The sequence below is a fragment of the Hallerella porci genome, from assembly GCF_003148885.1.
Taxonomy (GTDB): Bacteria; Fibrobacterota; Fibrobacteria; order Fibrobacterales; family Fibrobacteraceae; genus Hallerella; species Hallerella porci.
Window position 1 is genome coordinate 1 of record NZ_QGHD01000039.1, and the last position, 17,574, is coordinate 17,574.

The 17,574-nt window shown below is 45.4% G+C and carries 10 protein-coding genes and 1 pseudogene; 10 read left to right on the plus strand and 1 reads right to left on the minus strand.

Going from position 1 to position 17,574, the window contains the following annotated elements:
- From B0H50_RS13380 to B0H50_RS12070, 5 genes and pseudogenes are all read left to right on the plus strand, one after another.
- A pseudogene (locus B0H50_RS13380) lies at positions 1 to 1,200 on the plus strand (hypothetical protein); the annotation flags it as partial.
- A gap of 482 nt (positions 1,201 to 1,682) precedes the next feature.
- Positions 1,683 to 2,801 (plus strand): MBL fold metallo-hydrolase, encoded by a 1,119-nt coding sequence (locus B0H50_RS12050; protein WP_106199994.1) that lies wholly within the window; start codon positions 1,683 to 1,685, stop codon positions 2,799 to 2,801.
- Between the two features lie 44 nt (positions 2,802 to 2,845).
- Positions 2,846 to 3,598, plus strand: coding sequence for a leucine-rich repeat domain-containing protein (locus B0H50_RS12055; RefSeq protein WP_109587838.1), 753 nt, complete (start codon positions 2,846 to 2,848; stop codon positions 3,596 to 3,598).
- Between the two features lie 10 nt (positions 3,599 to 3,608).
- Positions 3,609 to 4,955 carry a S41 family peptidase gene (locus B0H50_RS12060; protein ID WP_106199998.1) on the plus strand — a complete coding sequence of 449 codons (1,347 nt, stop codon included), beginning with the start codon at positions 3,609 to 3,611 and terminating at the stop codon, positions 4,953 to 4,955.
- A gap of 243 nt (positions 4,956 to 5,198) precedes the next feature.
- Positions 5,199 to 7,082, plus strand: a complete 1,884-nt coding sequence (locus tag B0H50_RS12070; protein WP_106200002.1) for an AIPR family protein — start codon at positions 5,199 to 5,201, stop codon at positions 7,080 to 7,082.
- A gap of 3 nt (positions 7,083 to 7,085) precedes the next feature.
- On the opposite strand, the gene B0H50_RS13185 is transcribed toward B0H50_RS12070, so the two are convergent.
- Entirely contained in the window at positions 7,086 to 7,316 is a 231-nt protein-coding gene (locus B0H50_RS13185) for a hypothetical protein (RefSeq protein WP_146193762.1), read from the minus strand.
- Positions 7,317 to 7,319: 3 nt separating this feature from the next.
- Here B0H50_RS13185 and sov point away from each other — a divergent pair, with 3 nt between their 5' ends.
- The 5 genes from sov to B0H50_RS12100 form a co-directional block, all read left to right on the plus strand.
- Positions 7,320 to 14,099: a T9SS outer membrane translocon Sov/SprA gene (gene sov, locus B0H50_RS12080; protein ID WP_109587840.1), complete on the plus strand. Its 6,780-nt coding sequence runs from the start codon at positions 7,320 to 7,322 to the stop codon at positions 14,097 to 14,099.
- A 34-nt stretch (positions 14,100 to 14,133) separates the two neighbouring features.
- Positions 14,134 to 14,667: a chromate transporter gene (locus B0H50_RS12085; protein WP_106200008.1), complete on the plus strand. Its 534-nt coding sequence runs from the start codon at positions 14,134 to 14,136 to the stop codon at positions 14,665 to 14,667.
- Entirely contained in the window at positions 14,664 to 15,242 is a 579-nt protein-coding gene (locus tag B0H50_RS12090; protein ID WP_106200011.1) for a chromate transporter, read from the plus strand. The genes B0H50_RS12085 and B0H50_RS12090 overlap by 4 nt, the downstream gene beginning before the upstream one ends.
- A gap of 68 nt (positions 15,243 to 15,310) precedes the next feature.
- Positions 15,311 to 17,245 carry a GTP-binding protein gene (locus B0H50_RS12095; RefSeq protein WP_233244811.1) on the plus strand — a complete coding sequence of 645 codons (1,935 nt, stop codon included), beginning with the start codon at positions 15,311 to 15,313 and terminating at the stop codon, positions 17,243 to 17,245.
- 234 nt (positions 17,246 to 17,479) lie between these two features.
- Positions 17,480 to 17,574: GTP-binding protein (locus B0H50_RS12100; RefSeq protein WP_132095103.1), on the plus strand; the 95-nt coding region annotated here is incomplete at its 3' end.

The window sequence follows — 17,574 nt, forward strand, 5'->3', positions numbered from 1 at the left end:
ACACCTAACGCAGATAAAGATATCCAAGATTCTTTAGAAGACATGTGGGGAGATGAAGCTTATGATGTCATTATAAAATCGATTGACATTATAACCGTAAACCCCGATTTTGATGCCGCGACTGCTATTTGGGGGAGTGCTTGGCGAATGCCCACAGATGACGATTTCGAAGAATTAAAAGAAGAATGTGAATGGGAGTGGACATCTTACACGACCGTAGATGGAGAAAATGTTCCGGGTTATAAAGTGATTGGCCCGAATGGAAACACAATATTTTTACCTGCAGCAGGGTACCGTTCTGAAGGCTCTCGCGAAGATATAAATATAAAGGGCTATTATCGAAATAATAAAACAGTCGTTATCTTTAGAGATTCTTGTTATGGTCGTCGTGTAGAACTTGAATATAATGATCAAGCATCTATTCGCCCGGTAGTTTCTTCACCAGAGTGGAAATCAATAGATTGGAAAAATCGAAAGAAGTTGGTGAATCACGTGGTAGATTCAATTGCCGCCTACAAGGATTCTGTTGCTGCATATGAAGACTCGTTGGCAGCTTATAAGGCTTATGTGAATTCGCAAGCATATAAAGACTCGGTGGCAGCGGTTGCAGATTCTGTATTCAATGAACTAGCATTACAAACAAGTATTAAAGCAGTGGATTTAGGACTGAGTGTAAAATGGGCGAATATGAATGTGGGCGCAAAATCGCCTGTCGATTATGGCAATTATTTTGCTTGGGGCGAGGTAAAACCAAAAGACTCATACACCTCCGCAAATAGCCTAACACATAGAAAGGCTGAATTCAATTTTGATATAGCTGGAAATGTAAAATACGATGCAGCCACGGCAAATTGGGGAGGCAAATGGAAAATGCCTACAACTACGCAGATGCGAGAATTGCGGCACTGCACATGGGTTTGGATTTCGAGTAGTAAATTAGATGCTGCTGGAAATACAATTAGCGGCTATATTGTTAGTAATTGTGCAGTCGGAAATACCAACAGCATTTTTCTCCCAGCAGCAGGGTTCCGTTACGGTTCTGACTTGGAGATCGCAGGGAGTTTCGGCTACTACTGGAGTTCTACTCCGAGCGAGGGCAGCAGCTACGACGCCTACTTCTTGGACTTCTATTCGGATTACCAGTGCGTGATCAATGACGGCCGCTACTACGGACTATCTGTTCGTCCCGTCTTAGAATAAAAGCGTAGCGCATTCGATTTTTTGCGGCGCAGCCGCCTTAACCTTCCTAATGTCTCAAAAAAGTTTCCCGGGGGAAATTAGTCCGCCGGCTTTTTGGAAATGGAATTTCCCAGGGGAAATTTATCCGCTAGATTTTTGAAAATTGAATTTCCCGGGGGAAATTTGCCCGCTGGCTTTTTGGAAATGAAATTTCCCGGAGGAAATTAGTCCGCTGGCTTTTTGAAAATGGAATTTCCCGGGGAAAATTTGCCCGCTGGCTTTTTGGAAATTGAATTTCCCGGGGGAAATTTGCTTGCTAGATTTTAAAAATGAGATTTTGAAGTCAAAATAATGCGTCAAATTTTCAAACGGATAAATTCTGAATTCAAAAATTCGCGCGAAAACTTCACAAATTCCCCGATTCAAAACTTCGCGCTTTCCCCGCGCGCCTACGGCGCGCCATCCTCACCATTTCTAATTCCTCATTTTTGTAATTTCCTTTCATGCTTTGGCTGCAAAAATTTTTGCTTTTTCTTTTGCTGATTTTGATGAGCGGGATTTTATCTTGTGCCGAAAAATCAGCGGGAGAAGTTTCTCTCGAAAATTTACCGCTGCATCATTTACCGGATGGACATTTTCGAAATACAGATACTTTAACCGAGCCGATTCGCGATACGATGGAAGTGGATTCTTTGGTGCCAACAGAGCGGACGCAGCTGCGACCGCTGCCGATCTTTCGCGGGGGCGAAGAAATTTGGGCGGATAGCTCTGCTTCTTCGGTGACTTGGATTGGGCACAGCACCTATTGCATTAAACTCAAAAAACTCAGCATTTTAGCGGATCCGATTTTTAGCGAGCGCGCTTCTCCTGTGCAATTTTTCTTTGGTCCGAAACGCGGATCGCCGCCGGGACGCGCCTTGGATTCGCTCCCGAATGTCGATTTGGTTTTAATCTCGCACGATCATTACGATCATCTCGACCGCGGAAGCATCAAAGACATTTATAAAAAATGGCCCGCTTGTTATTTTGCGGTGCCGCTAAAAGTCGCAGCGATTTTAGAAGACTGGGGAATTCCCAAGTCGCAAATTATCGAACTCGATTGGTGGGAATCGAGAATTCTTTCGTGGAAAAATTTGCAAGATAAATTGACTCTGACATTTGTTCCGGCACATCACACAAGTCGGCGCGGCGCATTTAAATCGAGCCGCAACGCGACTCTTTGGGGCGGTTGGATGCTTGAATTTGAAAAGAAAAAACTTTGGTTCGCGGGCGATATTGCGATGGGCGACGGTTCTTATTACAAGGAAATTGCGAAAAAATTTGCGCCCGTCGACGTTGCCTTTTTGCCCATCGGCAGTTACAAGCCTTCGCGTTATACGCGTGTGCACGTGAGCCCAAGACAAGCCGCACAACTTCACCAGCTAGTGCAGTCAAAGAAAAGTTTTGCAATGCATTGGGGAACTTTTAGCATGGTTTACGAAAGAATGGACGATCCGCCGAAGGATTTGGCGCGGGCAAAAAAGGAATTGCAGATTCCGGAAAATGATTTTATTATCCCCGGGCTCGGTGAAATCGTGCAAATCTTCGTCTATTCCAATCTGGAACAGAAAAATGCGCCATAAAGCCTCACAAAAATGCTATCATTTTTAAAAACTGGAGTACTATTATGAACATTCTTGAAGTGATTGCAAAAGCGAAAGCCGAAAAGGCGAAAAAGTTAGATCTTTCAGACCTGCACTTGCGCTTGCTTCCGCAGGAATTGTTTGCGCTCGAAGATTTGGAAGAACTCATCTTGGACCAAAATCTTTTGGTGGAACTCCCCGACGAAATCGGTCGCTTGAAAAATCTGAAAAGTCTTTCGGTCAGCGAAAATGATTTAATGGAAATTCCCGAAACTGTCGCCGAACTTTCGCAGTTAGAAAATCTGTATCTCGGTTACAACAGCCTTTCGGAACTTCCGTCTGCACTGGGAAAACTCACCCATTTGAAAAAGGTGAACATCGCCCGCAATCAGCTTTTGGATTTGCCGGATTCCATTGGCAATTGGACGCAAGTCGAAAAGATTTCTATCCACGATAATATGCTCGCAAAAATTCCAAACACGATTGGAAAGTTGACGAATTTGGAAAAGCTTTATTTGGATAACAATGAACTTTCCTCACTTCCGGAAAGCATTGGCGATTTGAAAAATCTCGAAGTGTTAATGGTCTCGGGAAATAATTTGACGTCGATTCCGAAATCTCTCGGCAATTTGCAGAATTTGCACGAACTCGTTTTGGATGAAAACGAATTGGATTCTATTCCCGAATCTCTCGCAGACTGTGCGTCTCTAAAAGCGCTCTCGGTTTTGAATAATCCGCTTTCGGGAAATCTCCCCGAAGCATTAACCGCAAAATTAGAATTGCATATCGACGCTTAACGGCTTTGCGATGAAAATTCTTCTCGTCATTTTATTCGTTATCGTTTGGGTGGGATGTTCGACCGACACGGTTTCTAACGCCACTCCGATGATAACGAAAACGGGTGACAAAGAATTTAATTACGCTTATACATTTCTCTATTATTACTATTACCTCGCTGAGGACGAATTAAAAAGTTCGGATTATTATTTGACAAATCCGGACACGGTGATTGACAAAGAAGAATACGCAGATTATGCGGACGTCTATTGTATGTTCCGCGAAATGTCGGATTTGATGACGCAATATTTTCCGCCGGATTTATTCCAAAAAGTGAATCAGGCGATTACGACATCACCTGTGAACACGAAATCTTTCGGCATGGAATTGGATGAAAATTTGCGGGTGAAATATGTTTACCGTTTTGGTCCTGCAGCGACTGCCGAGATGAAACGCGGCGATCAAATTTTAGCGGTGGACAGCACATTTTTCAGCACCGATTCGACGGATTTCACCGAGCAATATCAAAGCGTTTTGCAAAAGAAAACGACGGATGATTTTGATTTTACCATTCTCCGCGGAAAGGATACATTAAAAATTTCGATGACGCGCGAAGATGTGATTTCACCGACGGTTTATGTGGATTCAATCGATAACATTCCGATTATTCGGGTGACGGAATTTACGCCGATTACGAATGGTTTTCAAAATGATGGCTCCGCAGAAGAATTTGAAGCGGCATTAAAAGAAACGGACGGTGCAAAATCCACCGTTCTCGATTTGCGCGGAAATCCGGGTGGCTCTACAGAGCTTTGCACGCGGATGGCGATGGATTTGCTCCCCGCGGGCGATACAGCGTTTATTCAGTTAGAGTGGAAGCCCAAAGGAACGGAGCGTTCAATTCAGGCGAGTTATTTTGTGAACGACAAAGATGGATTAGGAAGCGGGCGCTATTATGTTTTGCTTCTCGATGGTAATAGCGCAAGTTGTGCAGAAATTTTTGCGACGGCAATTACTTCGAATTTAAAAGCGCCGATTGTGGGAGAAACTTCTTTTGGGAAAGGAATCGGCCAAGTTTACAGCAAGACGCCGGAAAAAGGTTATGCGGTGGCGACAAGTATGTTGCTTTTTGATAAAGACAGTGTTTCGTATCACATGTTTGGTCTTGAACCTGATTTTACAATTAAAAATGCGGATTCAGCGCTCACGACTGCGGTAAAAATTGCAAAAGAACGAAAAGAAAAACGGACAGCGGGCTATAGCGAAAGAGTAAATTCGTATTGGTTGCGGGTAAAGCGAAAAGCGCCGGAATCAGTTGAAGAACGCCTTCGCGATTGGACTCGCGGTTTAGCCATTCAAGAAGTCTCTGTGGAATAAAAGTGGGGAATTTCTTCGCCCTTTAAAATTTTGCTGTGAAATTTTTTAGTAAAAATCTCTTTAAAATTTCTATATTTAAAAGCGGAAAAAGGCGATTTGCCGAAAAATGCGTGAATTTTTACGGTTTGTAAAAATATTGAAACGCTATTTTTTGTCAAAAAGTCTCAAAAAGAAGTAATATTTTAATATCTATGTATATGGATATCAAAAACTCCATCTAGATGGAGCCCTTAGAGGAATAAAATGGACTTATCGAAAGCTCAAGAACGTCGTCTTTCTTTTGTGGCGAGTTTGCTCAGCCTGAACCCAAACGATCCTACTGACCGCATTAAAGCGTTGCGGCACATGAATTTGGACGAAGAAGGTTGTTTCCACGGTTTCCAATACTCTCAAGGTTTTCTCGAAATTTTCATTTTCATTGACGAAACGACCCCGCTCGAAAAGGTGATGCACAATTTGGCTCACGATTTGAAGCAGCTTCAAATTGCGGTTTTCCGCACGAGCGATCCGGACAATCCGTTCTTTATGTCTCTCCGCGAAGAAGCAGATCCGTGGGATGTGATTAAAATGGATGCGCCCGATGCCGAAGAAGGCGCAGACCAGCCGGCGAGCCGTCCGTATATGGAAACTCTCGAAATTACCGTGCTTCGCACTCTTTCGAGTCGCTATGTTACCGATGCGGAAATGGAACGCACTTTAAAAGATATGCGTCGCAAACTCGGCATTTGGAAGTCCGATGTCCGCGCTAAATTGGAAATTCGCGCAGAACACGATGATTTGGCGAAAGATTTCCGCAATAACGATGACAAACTCGACATTGTGATGCAAGATGAACCGCTGCATGTGACGAGCAAAAGCGGCGAACTTTTCGTGGGATTCTGCCCGATTCGCACGATTTTTGATTATCATCAGACTTTGGGAAAGCGTCTCAAAACGAAGCATAATATGGCTATCGTTTCGAGCAACATTCGTACTTACCTAGGCAATTTGACGCATACAAATGCAGCGCTCATCGATGCGTTCCAAGAAATGGAAAAGGCAAATGACGCAAGCGATTTCCCGTTTTTGCATAACGGGATGACGTTAACCGGCGACGATTTGCGCTTAAAAGATCGCGATGGCAAAAAAGTGCTGCAAATTGAACGCCCGAAGATTATTAACGGTGCGCAATCCCTTTTCACCTACGAAAGCTATTATAAAAAGAGCAAGAATCCGGTAAATCCGTTTGTGTTGGTGAAGGTCGTTGTGCCGTATCCCGATGCAGAATCGTTCTTGCGTCAGGTGACGATGGCGAATAACCGTCAGAATCCGGTGTTCAGTTATCATTTGCGCGCCGCCGACGATTTGCAATTCTTCATTTGGCAGCGTTACCAAGAAGAAGGCTTCACTTATGTTTACAAAGATGGTGTGCGTTTGAAAGCGCGTACCCGTAAACTTGAAGTGCGTATGCGCCCCGAACTGGCGAAGACTCTCTTTATGATGGACGGAAAAATTTCCGAAAGTCGTTCGAGCGATTGCATTTTCGATAAAGAAAGTTTGTATCAGCATTGCTTCGGCGCATTCCTCCGCGTTGCTCCGGATAAAGAACGCGACTTTGTGCGCAAAACGATTGCGTTTACAAAAGCTTGGCAGCTTCTCACGCGTCTTCCGATTAAAATCCGCAATGTGGTTCCGGGCAAAGGCGTTTCGATTGAAGCAAATGACGGAAACCCGTTGACGAAAATTACATGGAATGGCCGTTTGGAAGATAAATTCCTCTTCCGCAGCGCAGTCCGCGATGTCGTTGTGGCAATTGCACTTCGCCACTGGCTCGTTTATGGTAATCCGATTCAAGACTTTGAATATTTGGTGAACAACGAATTAGACTTTAACGAATCGCTTTTGAAATATGCTTCTCGCATTTACAGCGATTATTTGAAGGCTATTTTGGTGAACGAATTCAAGGATAACAAGGATTACTACGATACGATTACGACGATTGACAAAGACTCGGGCGAAAACGTAGAACGTCGCTTGTGGAAAGGCTTCGGAACGACAGCAACTTATGAAAAAATCATGCAGTTGCTCGTGGCGAAGGATAAAGCTTGGGAAAAGTGCGTCGGCGATATCGACATTTTCCTTAAGTAATTTTCAAAAGAACATGAAAAAGTCGGAAGAAATTCCGGCTTTTTTTGTTTTTAAATCAAATGACGGGAAAATCTTTGGGGCGAAAGGCTTCTGCGGTGCTCGGCGAAACGCTTTCGTTTCTGACTTCATTGGATTTTTTCTACTTTGTTCCCGCATTTTTGTGGGCTGGGAAGCCGTTTTTCTGTATTTTGTGGAAACGTTTTTTCGCAGTGAAGATGCTTTTGAATTTGGCATAGAATGAAATTACAGTTACTCGCATCTGCGTTACTGGTGGCTTTGGCAGTGGCTCAAGAGCCGGCGGATTCCGCTGCGCCCGAAAAATCGAGTGACTCCAAAAGTTCTGTGCAATATATTCCGCTTCCGCCGAATGTGACTCCGCTTTCGGATATTGCGCCCAAAAGTGGCGTTGCGCAAAATCCTGCGCTGATGAAACCGCCCCGCAATGAACACTACGAACACGATATCAATTTTGAAAATCGTGAAATGGAAGTGAAAAAGGAATATGTGAATTCGCTGAGTCGCGATACGACGGAAATGTGGTCGGCGACTTATCCGGAAATCGCATCGTATGTGTCGGATATGTACGACATTGGATTTAATCGTTTATGGTTAAATTCTTTTGCGGGACAAAGCAGCGGCGGTTATACCGAACTGGAAAGTGGCACCCTTTACGATATTGATATTCCCATCAATATGCCGTCGTGGATGAAAGATTTTGGCTTGGATAAGCCGAAGTTGATGTTACAAGGAACGATGGACATTCGACTTTCGGGACGCGGAGAAAAAGATGACGCGCCGGGAAGCACAAAGGATAATCTTTTCCCCAGCCCGAATTTGTCATACGACCCTAGCTTTATGGTGAAGGGAAAAATCGGCCCTTACATTACCGTCGAAGTGAATAATGTCGAAAGCGGTCTCGGGGCGAAAAATCAAATCCGCGTGGTTTACGAAGAATCGTATAAAGGCGAATTTGAAGATTACATTTTGCAGCGCATTGAAGCGGGTTCTACATCTCTTGCGCTCCCAGGTACAGAACTCACGGGCTATTCCGAAAATCATAAAGGACTTTTTGGAATTAAGGCCGAATGGAAACTCGGCGATTGGTGGCTTACGACGATTGCGTCGCAAGATGGCGGTAGCCAAGAAAAATATACGATTAACGCGAGCTCGAGTACCACAGAATTTCAAATTCAAGATAAACAGTTTATCGCTTACCGCTATTATTTTATCAATCAAGAAGCGCGGAGCAATTACATTAGCGCAGGACTTGCGGGCAGAAGCACCGCTCCGTATGCAGCGACGAATTTGAAACTTTATCGTCGTGCGCCGACGAATACGACGACGAATGTGGTCGAAAAAATTACCGCGATTTACACGACTCCTTCGGGCGAAAAAATTGAGAAAACGGTTGACCGCTTGGTTCCGATGGCGGCGAGCGATTTTACTTACGACAGTAAAACCGGTATCGTCAAAGTTCTCGGCGCAAACAAGAATACATTGATTGCAGCGAGTTGGTCGGACGATGGCACTGGACGTTCAGGAACGACTGTAAACGATGGCTCGCGCGTTGTACTTATTCAATGGGATGCGACTCTTTCGGAACTCACCGACATCGATAAATTGATGCTTCGCAATGTTTACTCCGTCGGAATTTCGGATGAAAGCGCTTCGAGTTTTGTGCTGCGTCTCAAAAATAAAGCAGGCGTTTCAAGTTCGTATTTGAAAACTCTCGGCGTTATCGATACGACGACGAATGTGATTTTAACGGGCGATGCGACGATTTTCAAAAAGGATGCGTCGGGTTCTTACACGGGCGAAATGTGGTTGCCTTGTCGTCCGCTTTCGTGGTATTCGGGCGCAAATTCCTCGGCACGTGCCCGCGAAAATTGCTTGGAACCTTTCCGCAATTTGGATTCTTCGGCAGCGATGGCGAAACTTTACACTCTTCCTGTTTCCAATTTAGGGAGCAAGTTTACCAATCGATTCTACTTTGAAAGCGTCGGCAAAAAACGCAATTCGGTAATTAGCGTCCGCGATCCAAATTCGAGTTATTCGGTGAGCGCAGGAAGTTGCATGGACATTTCGGAAGGCTCGGAAAAATTAAAAGCGGGCTCGACAGTGCTCACGCGTGGCGTGGATTATGAAGTGAATTATGAACTCGGACAAATTGAATTGTTGAGCGAAACAGCTCTCGATCCGAACAAAGAAATTTCCGTCGAATTTGAATGCGAACCGCTTTTTGAAATTGACAACAAAGTGCTTCTCGGTGCCCGCGCCGAATTGCCGCTAACCCGTTACGGTTTTGGCGAAGGTTCGCTTTTTGGTGTGACCGCACTTTATAAAAGTCAAAGCACAACGGCGAGCACGCCGACTCTTGGCAGTGAACCGTATTCGAGCTTCCTTTGGGGAATGAACTTGCGCTTGCAAGATACGACGAAGTGGATGACGGATTTGGTGAATTTAATTCCGGGCATTGACACGAAGGCAACTTCGAATTGGCGCTTTGAAGCAGAATTTGCGAGCAGTTATCACGATGCAAATACGAGCAGCGGAAAGACAGCTCTTCTCGAAGATTTTGAAAGCAGCGAATCGGGACTCATTTATCCGTTGACGAGACTTTCTTGGTTCTTCGCATCGCCGCCGGGCGGCGTGGATACGGATCCGGGAACCTATATTGAAAATCAAGATTACAAGCATAAAGGTGAATTTATTTGGCACAGCAACAATACGGTTCTGTACAAACACATTTACCCGACGGTGGGAAATAGCGATGTTGATAATCAGCGCTTGACCGTTCTCAAATTTACTCTTCGCCCGAATGATAATTTGGCGGGGAATAGTTGGGGCGGCGTGATGCGTCCGAATTCCAGTTATTATCAAGACTTGAGCGATATGCGCTACATCGAAGTCGTCGCCCGCGGTAACGTGGGAAATTTATACTTGGATTTGGGACTTATCAGCGAAGACCTTTCGATTAACGGGGAAGCGCCGAATGGTCAATACGACGGCGAAAATGATTTAGGAACGACGACAGCTCTCCACGATAAAGGCCTTGACGGACTTTCCGGTTCCGAAGAAACTCTCACGGTTTGGGATTGCCGCATGAATGGTTGCGTGAGCACGGTAAAGACCCGCGCCAATTCCGATGCGACGAATACAGATATTGCTCGCGATAATTACGACGACGGTTTGGACGATGAATCGGATCCGCCGGTGGGAATCAACGGAACCGAAGGCAATAACGGCGAACGCGCTTACGATACCGAAGACATTAACCGCAACGGTTCTTTGGATACGGACATTAGTTTTGTGCGTTACCGCATTGACCTTTCTTCGAATGACGAAACCAAATATGAAACTCTCAAAAACGGTTGGCGTCGTTGGAGAATTCCGATGGATCAATTCGATACTCTCGTGACATCGAGTGGCGAAAGTTATTCGACGATTCTTTCGCAGGCGCAATTCTCGCGCTTATGGCTCGGAAAACTCAACAATGGAGTCGCCGAAGCGAAAGTGCAAATTGTCAAAGTCGGCGTGATGGGAAATTCTTGGGAATCGTCGGATGTTTCTAATAAATATGTGACGAGTTCAAAGGGAAATTCGCAAACGGCAATTGTCGATGGCGGTGAAGTTGACATTTCGTCGAATACATTATCGGCTGCCGATTCAACGCATTTAAGTGTTTCGACGATTAACAACCGCGAAAATTCGGGAACTTATTACAAGAGCCCGAATACAAAAACAGAACGCGATTCTGAATCGAACGCTGCGCTCAAAGAAACCGCACTCGTTTTGACTTATAAAAATTTATCGCCCGGACAATCGGTCGGCGCGACCCGCGTTTTTGAATCCAATGAAAAAGACCTGACGAAATACAAAACATTGAAAATGGAAATTCACTATGAAACGGATGCGACGCGGACGCCGGTGCGCTTTGCATTGCAATTTGGTGAAGGTTCATTAGACGGCTCCACGGATTATTATGAATGGAGCTTCCGCCCGGTAAAAATCAACTGCACCGCAGCAGAACGTGCTGCAGATTGCCACGAACGCAACTGGCTCGCAAACGCATTTGCCGAAAAACTTTCCGCATTTTCGAATTTGAAAAAAGGACGTAAACCGCCGTTCATCACCGCAGTCGTCGATTCGATTGGCGGCGAACGCGAAGAAGTGTTGAAGCTCGTCGGAAATCCGTCGGTGACATCGGTAGATTGGATTCGCTTTGTCATTATCGCAGACGAAGATGCTTCGCCCGCAGATCTCTCGGGTGAATTTTGGATTGACGATTTACGCCTTTCGGATATGGATACGGAATGGGGTTATGCTTTCCGCACATCGGGACAAGCGAACTTTAGCGACTTCCTTTCTATTTCGGCATCGGCGCGTTATCAAGATGGAAATTTTGCAACTCTTTCGACGAACGGAACTTCTCCAAAGCCTTCGCTTTCCGAAGCCGCTTCACAGTTGGACCTCGCCGCCGACGCTAGCGTGAACCTCAACAAATTCTTGCCCGACGAACAAGGCTTCCACATGCCGATGAGCTTTGGCTACAGCAGCACAACGGAACGCCCGTATTTAAAACCGACGGATGACTTGGAACTTTCGCACGATAACTTCGGCGATTTCGCGAAAGATATTTGGGACGGAAAACTTTCGGTCAGCAATGCAGACGACGAAGAAAAAATGCGCAATAATGCGGAGTCGCAGGGCTATCAATCTTTCAGCCGGACGCGGCGCTTTAGTTTTAGCTACAGCAAAGAATACAAGATGCAAAGTAGCCCCGTCAAAGAAGTCTTAGCACAAATCTTCCTCGAACGTCCGGCGTGGAGTTATAGCTATACCGAAACAGAATCGCGCTCAACGACTTCGGCAGATTCGACGTATTCGTATCACACGATTATTGAATATAGCCTCGGCACATTTAACCGATTCAATTACAAACCGTTTAGCTTCCTCAAAGATTCGAAGTGGGCGAAGAGTTTCTCGGATGCGAGCTTTGAACCGTGGCCGCAAACTTTGGATTTGACTCTTTTCGATTTGAGCTATGTTCGTTACATTAACCAAGAACGCGACCCCGATTATACAGAACCGCAAGTCGATAAAACGGTCACATACACGGTCGATTTAACGCATAAAGCAAATGTCCGTTGGAATATTTTCCCGTTCCTCACAACGAGTTACAGCTTAAATATTACGCGTGATATGTATGGTGGCGGCGATCAAGAAGACTTTGCCAAAGAAAATTTCTGGTCGCCCGATCACGGTGGACTTTTCGCAGCCGATGATATTTTTGACTACGACCATACCGATCGAAAAATTTACGTTTCGCCCGATAGCGTCGTTGTGATTCCTTACGATACTGTCGCCGTTGTGAATGCAAAAGGCGATACCGCTCTCATCGATATGGATGATCCGACGACTTATAAAATTCTCTACGATAGTACGGTTTATTATAAAGTCGATAGCGTCGGTCACCGCGAATACGGACGCGCTTACGGTATTCTCAAACACGAACGCAGCCGTAGCCAGCAATTTAAAACGACATTTAGTCCTGCGATTATTCCGTTCTTGCCGATGACATTCTCGTTCTCGTCTTCGTTTAGACAGCAAAAAACAATTCCCGATGAATATGATTTGCATGACCCGACAATGGTCGATAAAAATTATTGGACGATTTCGCAGACGAACCGCTTCGAATTTTCTCCATCGTTTAGACTCGTCGAATTCTTAAAACTCTTCGGCGAAAAAAATGCCGCCGCAGGATTCTTCGAAAAATTGCGCTGGCGTGATGTGAAAGCCGCGTGGACCGTTGATCTTTCGACCGTCGGCGAAAACTTTACCCTTTCGCAGTTGTATGAAGAACAAGGCGTGACGCCGTTCCAATATTATTTATACGGTTTAGGTATCGGTAACGGTTACCGCAATCGCGGAATTTGGAACATCGTTTCGGGCGACATGGGCTTAGACAATCGCAACGATTATACGCGCTTTGCCCAATACAGAAACCGCCACGTGGACACTCTCGTTTATCAAGGAACATTCACGCACAGCGTCAGTCGAACATTAAATCTTTCGACCGGATTTACTCTCCCGATTTGGAGCATTGGCATCGTCGCAGACATGCAATGGAAACAAGACTTTAGTCAATCGCGCGAATATCCGCTTTACACCGACTCGACCATCGTTTGGCCGAAGTGGGGCGTCGGCGTTACTGTTCCGAATTTCTCCCAACGTGTCGGATTCTTAAACGGATTCCGCAGCGTAAGCACCACGCACCGCGTCGATTATACGCATTCGCGTTCGGTGAAACCGTTCCAAAGTGCCGAAGATTCGTGGACGACAACTTGGAATTTCAATCCGCTCATTCGCATTAGCGTTCTCACGCAACAAAATATCCGCATCGAAGACAATACATTCTTAAAATTGGAATTTACCGAACGCCGCCCGAAAGAAGAAGTCATTGCGCAAACGAATTGGCCGAAAGCCAAAGAAGATGTTTCCGATACGACGAAATATTATTACACGCCGTGGATTCCGACAGCGCTTTACAAAGATTTCGGCTATAACATTGGAAACGATTTGACGATTACTTATCCGCTCAAAACGAAACGCGGATTCCAATTCTGGAAATGGTATTTCAAATTGAAAAACGATATCGATTTGCGCTTCACCGCAGGTTATGAATACACCAAAACCGTCCGCGAAAGTTACGAACCCGATCCGGGTTATGACATGTGGGACAAAGAAAGCGGAACCGATGGCGTTTACAAAAAATGGAAAATCGAAGGCAAAGAATATACGGCGTATTTCCCGAAGCTCACGAAAACGGAACACAAAATTCCTTCGCGCATTCACGAATGGTATGTGCGCCCGAGCGCGGGCTATCAATTCAACAAAATGGCGAGCATGAGCGCTTATGTGGAATATCGTCAAATCCACGAAAAACTCGACGATGAAACCGCTCACACCGAACAGATTTTATCGTTCGAAATCGCCCTTCTCTTGAGATTTAATTAACGTAAAAGACGTTCTTCATTTCTAAGGTCATCTTATGAATCTTTATTTGAATAGCTTCTTGACTTTTTTCAAAATCGGGCTATTCACTTTTGGCGGCGGTTATGCGATGATTCCTTTAATCGAAGCCGAAATTGTGAACCGAAAAAATTGGATTTCGAAAGAAGATTTTTTGGATCTTTTAGCTGTTGCACAAAGTTGCCCCGGCGTTTTCGCAATTAACATTAGCGTGTTTATCGGTTATCGTCTTCGCGGAGTAAAAGGCGGTCTTCTCTGCGCACTAGGAACGGCGCTGCCTTCATTTATCATTATCCTTTTGATTGCGATGTTCTTTCATCAATTCAAAGACAATCCGTATGTCGCTGCGATGTTCCGCGGCATTCGTCCCGCAGTCGTTGCACTCATCGCCATTCCCACATTTAATATGGCGAAAAAAGCAAAATTAAATCGCTACACATTTTGGATTCCGGTCGTCAGCGCGCTTCTCATTTGGCTTCTCGGCGTTTCGCCAATTCTCATCATCTTGGCAGCGGGAATTTGCGGCTTTATTTATGGGAGAATGAAAAAATGACATTTCTCTCTTTGTTCATTACATTCTTTCAAATCGGGCTATTCGGATTCGGCGGCGGCTACGGAATGCTTTCGCTCATTCAGCACGAAGTGGTAACGAATCATCATTGGATGACAGCGGGCGAATTTACGGACATCGTTGCGATTAGTCAAATGACGCCAGGACCTGTCGGCATCAACACGGCGACGTATGCGGGCTATACCGCACTTCAAAATGAAGGAGCATCTTCGTTTCTTTGCTTTCTCGGCAGTTGCACAGCGACCTTTGCGCTCGTCCTCCCGACGACGATTTTAATGCTTCTCATCAGCCGTTACTTGATGAAATACAAAGACAATGCTTCGGTAAGACTTGTGCTCGACAGTTTACGTCCCGCAGTTGTTGGACTCTTGGCAGCAGCCACATTATTATTGATGACAAAAGAAAATTTCGGTTCGCCGCAAGAAAATGCTCCGGAATTTTTCCTTTCCGTCGGATTATTCCTTTTAACATTTATCGGCGCAAAATTCTTCAAAATCGGGCCCATTAAGATGATAGTTGTCTGCGCTGGATTAGGACTTCTTTTTATGAGAAATTAGGAATTGAGTGGATGGCGCGCCATCCTCTACATTTCTCATTCCTCCCTCCTAATTTCTAATTTATTCTCGTGTTTCCCATTCGCAATATCGCAATTCTCGCTCATGTAGATGCTGGCAAAACGACTTTGTCCGAGCGCATTTTGTTTTCGGCGGGCGAAGTTCGGCTCCCGGGCGATGTGGAAGATGGCCTCGCCACCATGGATTATTTACCCGAAGAACGCAAGCGGGGAATTACCATCGAATCGGGAGTTGCACACTTTGAATGGCGCAAACTTTGGTTCAATTTTATCGATACGCCGGGACATGTAGATTTTGGCGCCGAAGTCGATATGGCGCTTTCCGCAGTCGATGGCGCAGTACTCGTCATTTCCGCAGTCGAAGGCGTCGAAACGCAGACTCTTTCTGCTTGGAAAAAACTCCGCAGCAAAGGCATTCGCACTCTCATTTTCATCAACAAATTAGACAATCCGAATTGCGCATTAGACGATACGCTCATCGCTATCGAAGAACATCTCGGCGTGCGCCCCGTGCTGCTTTCTTCTCCCGAATTTTCAGAAGCAAATTCCTCCGTTTCGCAAATTCAATCCGAACTCGATGTCATTAGCGGCATGCGCCTTGTTCTCGAAAACGGCAAAGAAGAACCGCAGAAACTTTCTGCAAACGACGTCGCCCAAACCCGTTTAAACGAAATGACAAAAGAAGCGGTCGAAGCGGCCTCGGAATACGACGATGAAATCCTCGAACTTGCGCTCAACGGAGAAACGGTTCCGCCAAAAATGCTTTTGCGCGGACTTTCTGCGCTTGCGGCTGCGGACAAATATGTGCTCTGTTACGCGGGCTCAGCAAAGCAAAATTTGGGCGTTCGCAGTTTGATGACGGGGCTTTCGTTCTTCCTTCCGCCTCCGCCGAAATTTCCCAAAAAATATCTCGGCGAAGTGGTGCGGCTCAGACATTTCTCGGATTTGGGAGAAATCGCCATTTTCCGCAGCATGGCGAAACTTTCGCACGATCAAATTCCCGCGGGCTTTGCATTTTATCGGCTCAAAGCGTCCACGCTATTTCCGGTCGAAGAAATTTTCCCCGGCGACATTTATGCGCTGCGTTCCCAAAATCGTCTCGCCCTCGGTGAACTTCTCACCCTCAAAGGAAATGCGGTCAAACGCGAAATCGAAAACGCAGAATACAATTCGCTACTACAAACGCGGCTCGAATGCTTGCGCGAAAGCGATTATCATCAAGTCGCAGAAAGTTTAGATCTTCTCGCTCGAATGGATCCGTCCATTCGGATAATTTCTCGCCCCGAAGCGGGTTATTGGCTGCTTTACACCGTGGGCGAAGTCCAATTAGAAGTAGTCTTGGAACGGCTCAAACGAGAATTTGGCTGCGAAGTCCACGCCGGAAGTCCCGAAGTCTTGTGGCAAGAACGTTTAACGCAAGAATTGAAGCCCGTTGAAAATTCTTTCCAAGCGGGACCTTTTAAAGTCTCGCTTGAACTCGCTGCAAAACCGCTTCCCGAATCTGAAAAAGACATTCGCCTTTCCGGAGAATTTTTGGAAAATGCGCCGCACGAAATTCTCGCCGGAATTCGTTCCGCATTACTTGAAAGCGCTCAAAACGGAATTTTAGGAAAAGGAAGTCTTGTCGGCGTCGAATTTGAACTTGTCCGATTTGATTCCGAATGTAAAACGCCGATTCCGATGATTAAAAAAGCGTGCTCCGATGCAGTCGCCAAGTTAATTCGTCCAAGCGATGTCGTTTTATACGAACCGTTTATGGAACTTTCCCTCGAATGCCCCGCAGAATATGCGGGAATGCTCAGCGGCGACATTCTCGCCCGCGAAGGAAAAATCGTCGGCGTTAATGGTGATGGCGTGATGCATTCATTCGTCGCAGAACTTCCTCTCCGAAAATTATTCGGGTACGCGACTGCGGTGCGCTCGGGCTGCAAAGGTCGTGCGCAGTATTCGTTAAAATTATTGGATTACCGCAAAGTGCGAAATTAAGCCGGAAAATTTTCTTGTAATCGAATTGTAAATTTTCGAGAAAATGTAAAATTTTACTTAAAATTGCGACTTTTATGTAAAAAGTTTTTTTACAAGTCTTGCAAATTCTTTTAAAATCAATTAAATTTGGGTCTCAAATTCGGGAAGTAGCGCTTCCTATGCTTTCCGAGTACAGGGCAAATAAGCCTGCTGACATGAAGCGATAAACCTTCTGGTGAAGAAGAGGAATATAAAATGGCAAAAGAGAAGTTTGAAAGAACCAAGCCGCACTGCAACATCGGTACGATTGGTCACGTTGACCATGGTAAAACGACCTTGACAGCTGCAAT

Bases quoted from the DNA above. Each gene is read 5' to 3' on its own strand.
- B0H50_RS12050 (WP_106199994.1), top strand. From the start codon at position 1,683: ATGCTTTGGCTGCAAAAATTTTTGCTTTTTCTTTTGCTGATTTTGATG.
- B0H50_RS12055 (WP_109587838.1), top strand. From the start codon at position 2,846: ATGAACATTCTTGAAGTGATTGCAAAAGCGAAAGCCGAAAAGGCGAAA.
- B0H50_RS12060 (WP_106199998.1), top strand. From the start codon at position 3,609: ATGAAAATTCTTCTCGTCATTTTATTCGTTATCGTTTGGGTGGGATGT.
- B0H50_RS12070 (WP_106200002.1), top strand. From the start codon at position 5,199: ATGGACTTATCGAAAGCTCAAGAACGTCGTCTTTCTTTTGTGGCGAGT.
- B0H50_RS13185 (WP_146193762.1), bottom strand. From the start codon at position 7,316: ATGCCAAATTCAAAAGCATCTTCACTGCGAAAAAACGTTTCCACAAAA.
- sov (WP_109587840.1), top strand. From the start codon at position 7,320: ATGAAATTACAGTTACTCGCATCTGCGTTACTGGTGGCTTTGGCAGTG.
- B0H50_RS12085 (WP_106200008.1), top strand. From the start codon at position 14,134: ATGAATCTTTATTTGAATAGCTTCTTGACTTTTTTCAAAATCGGGCTA.
- B0H50_RS12090 (WP_106200011.1), top strand. From the start codon at position 14,664: ATGACATTTCTCTCTTTGTTCATTACATTCTTTCAAATCGGGCTATTC.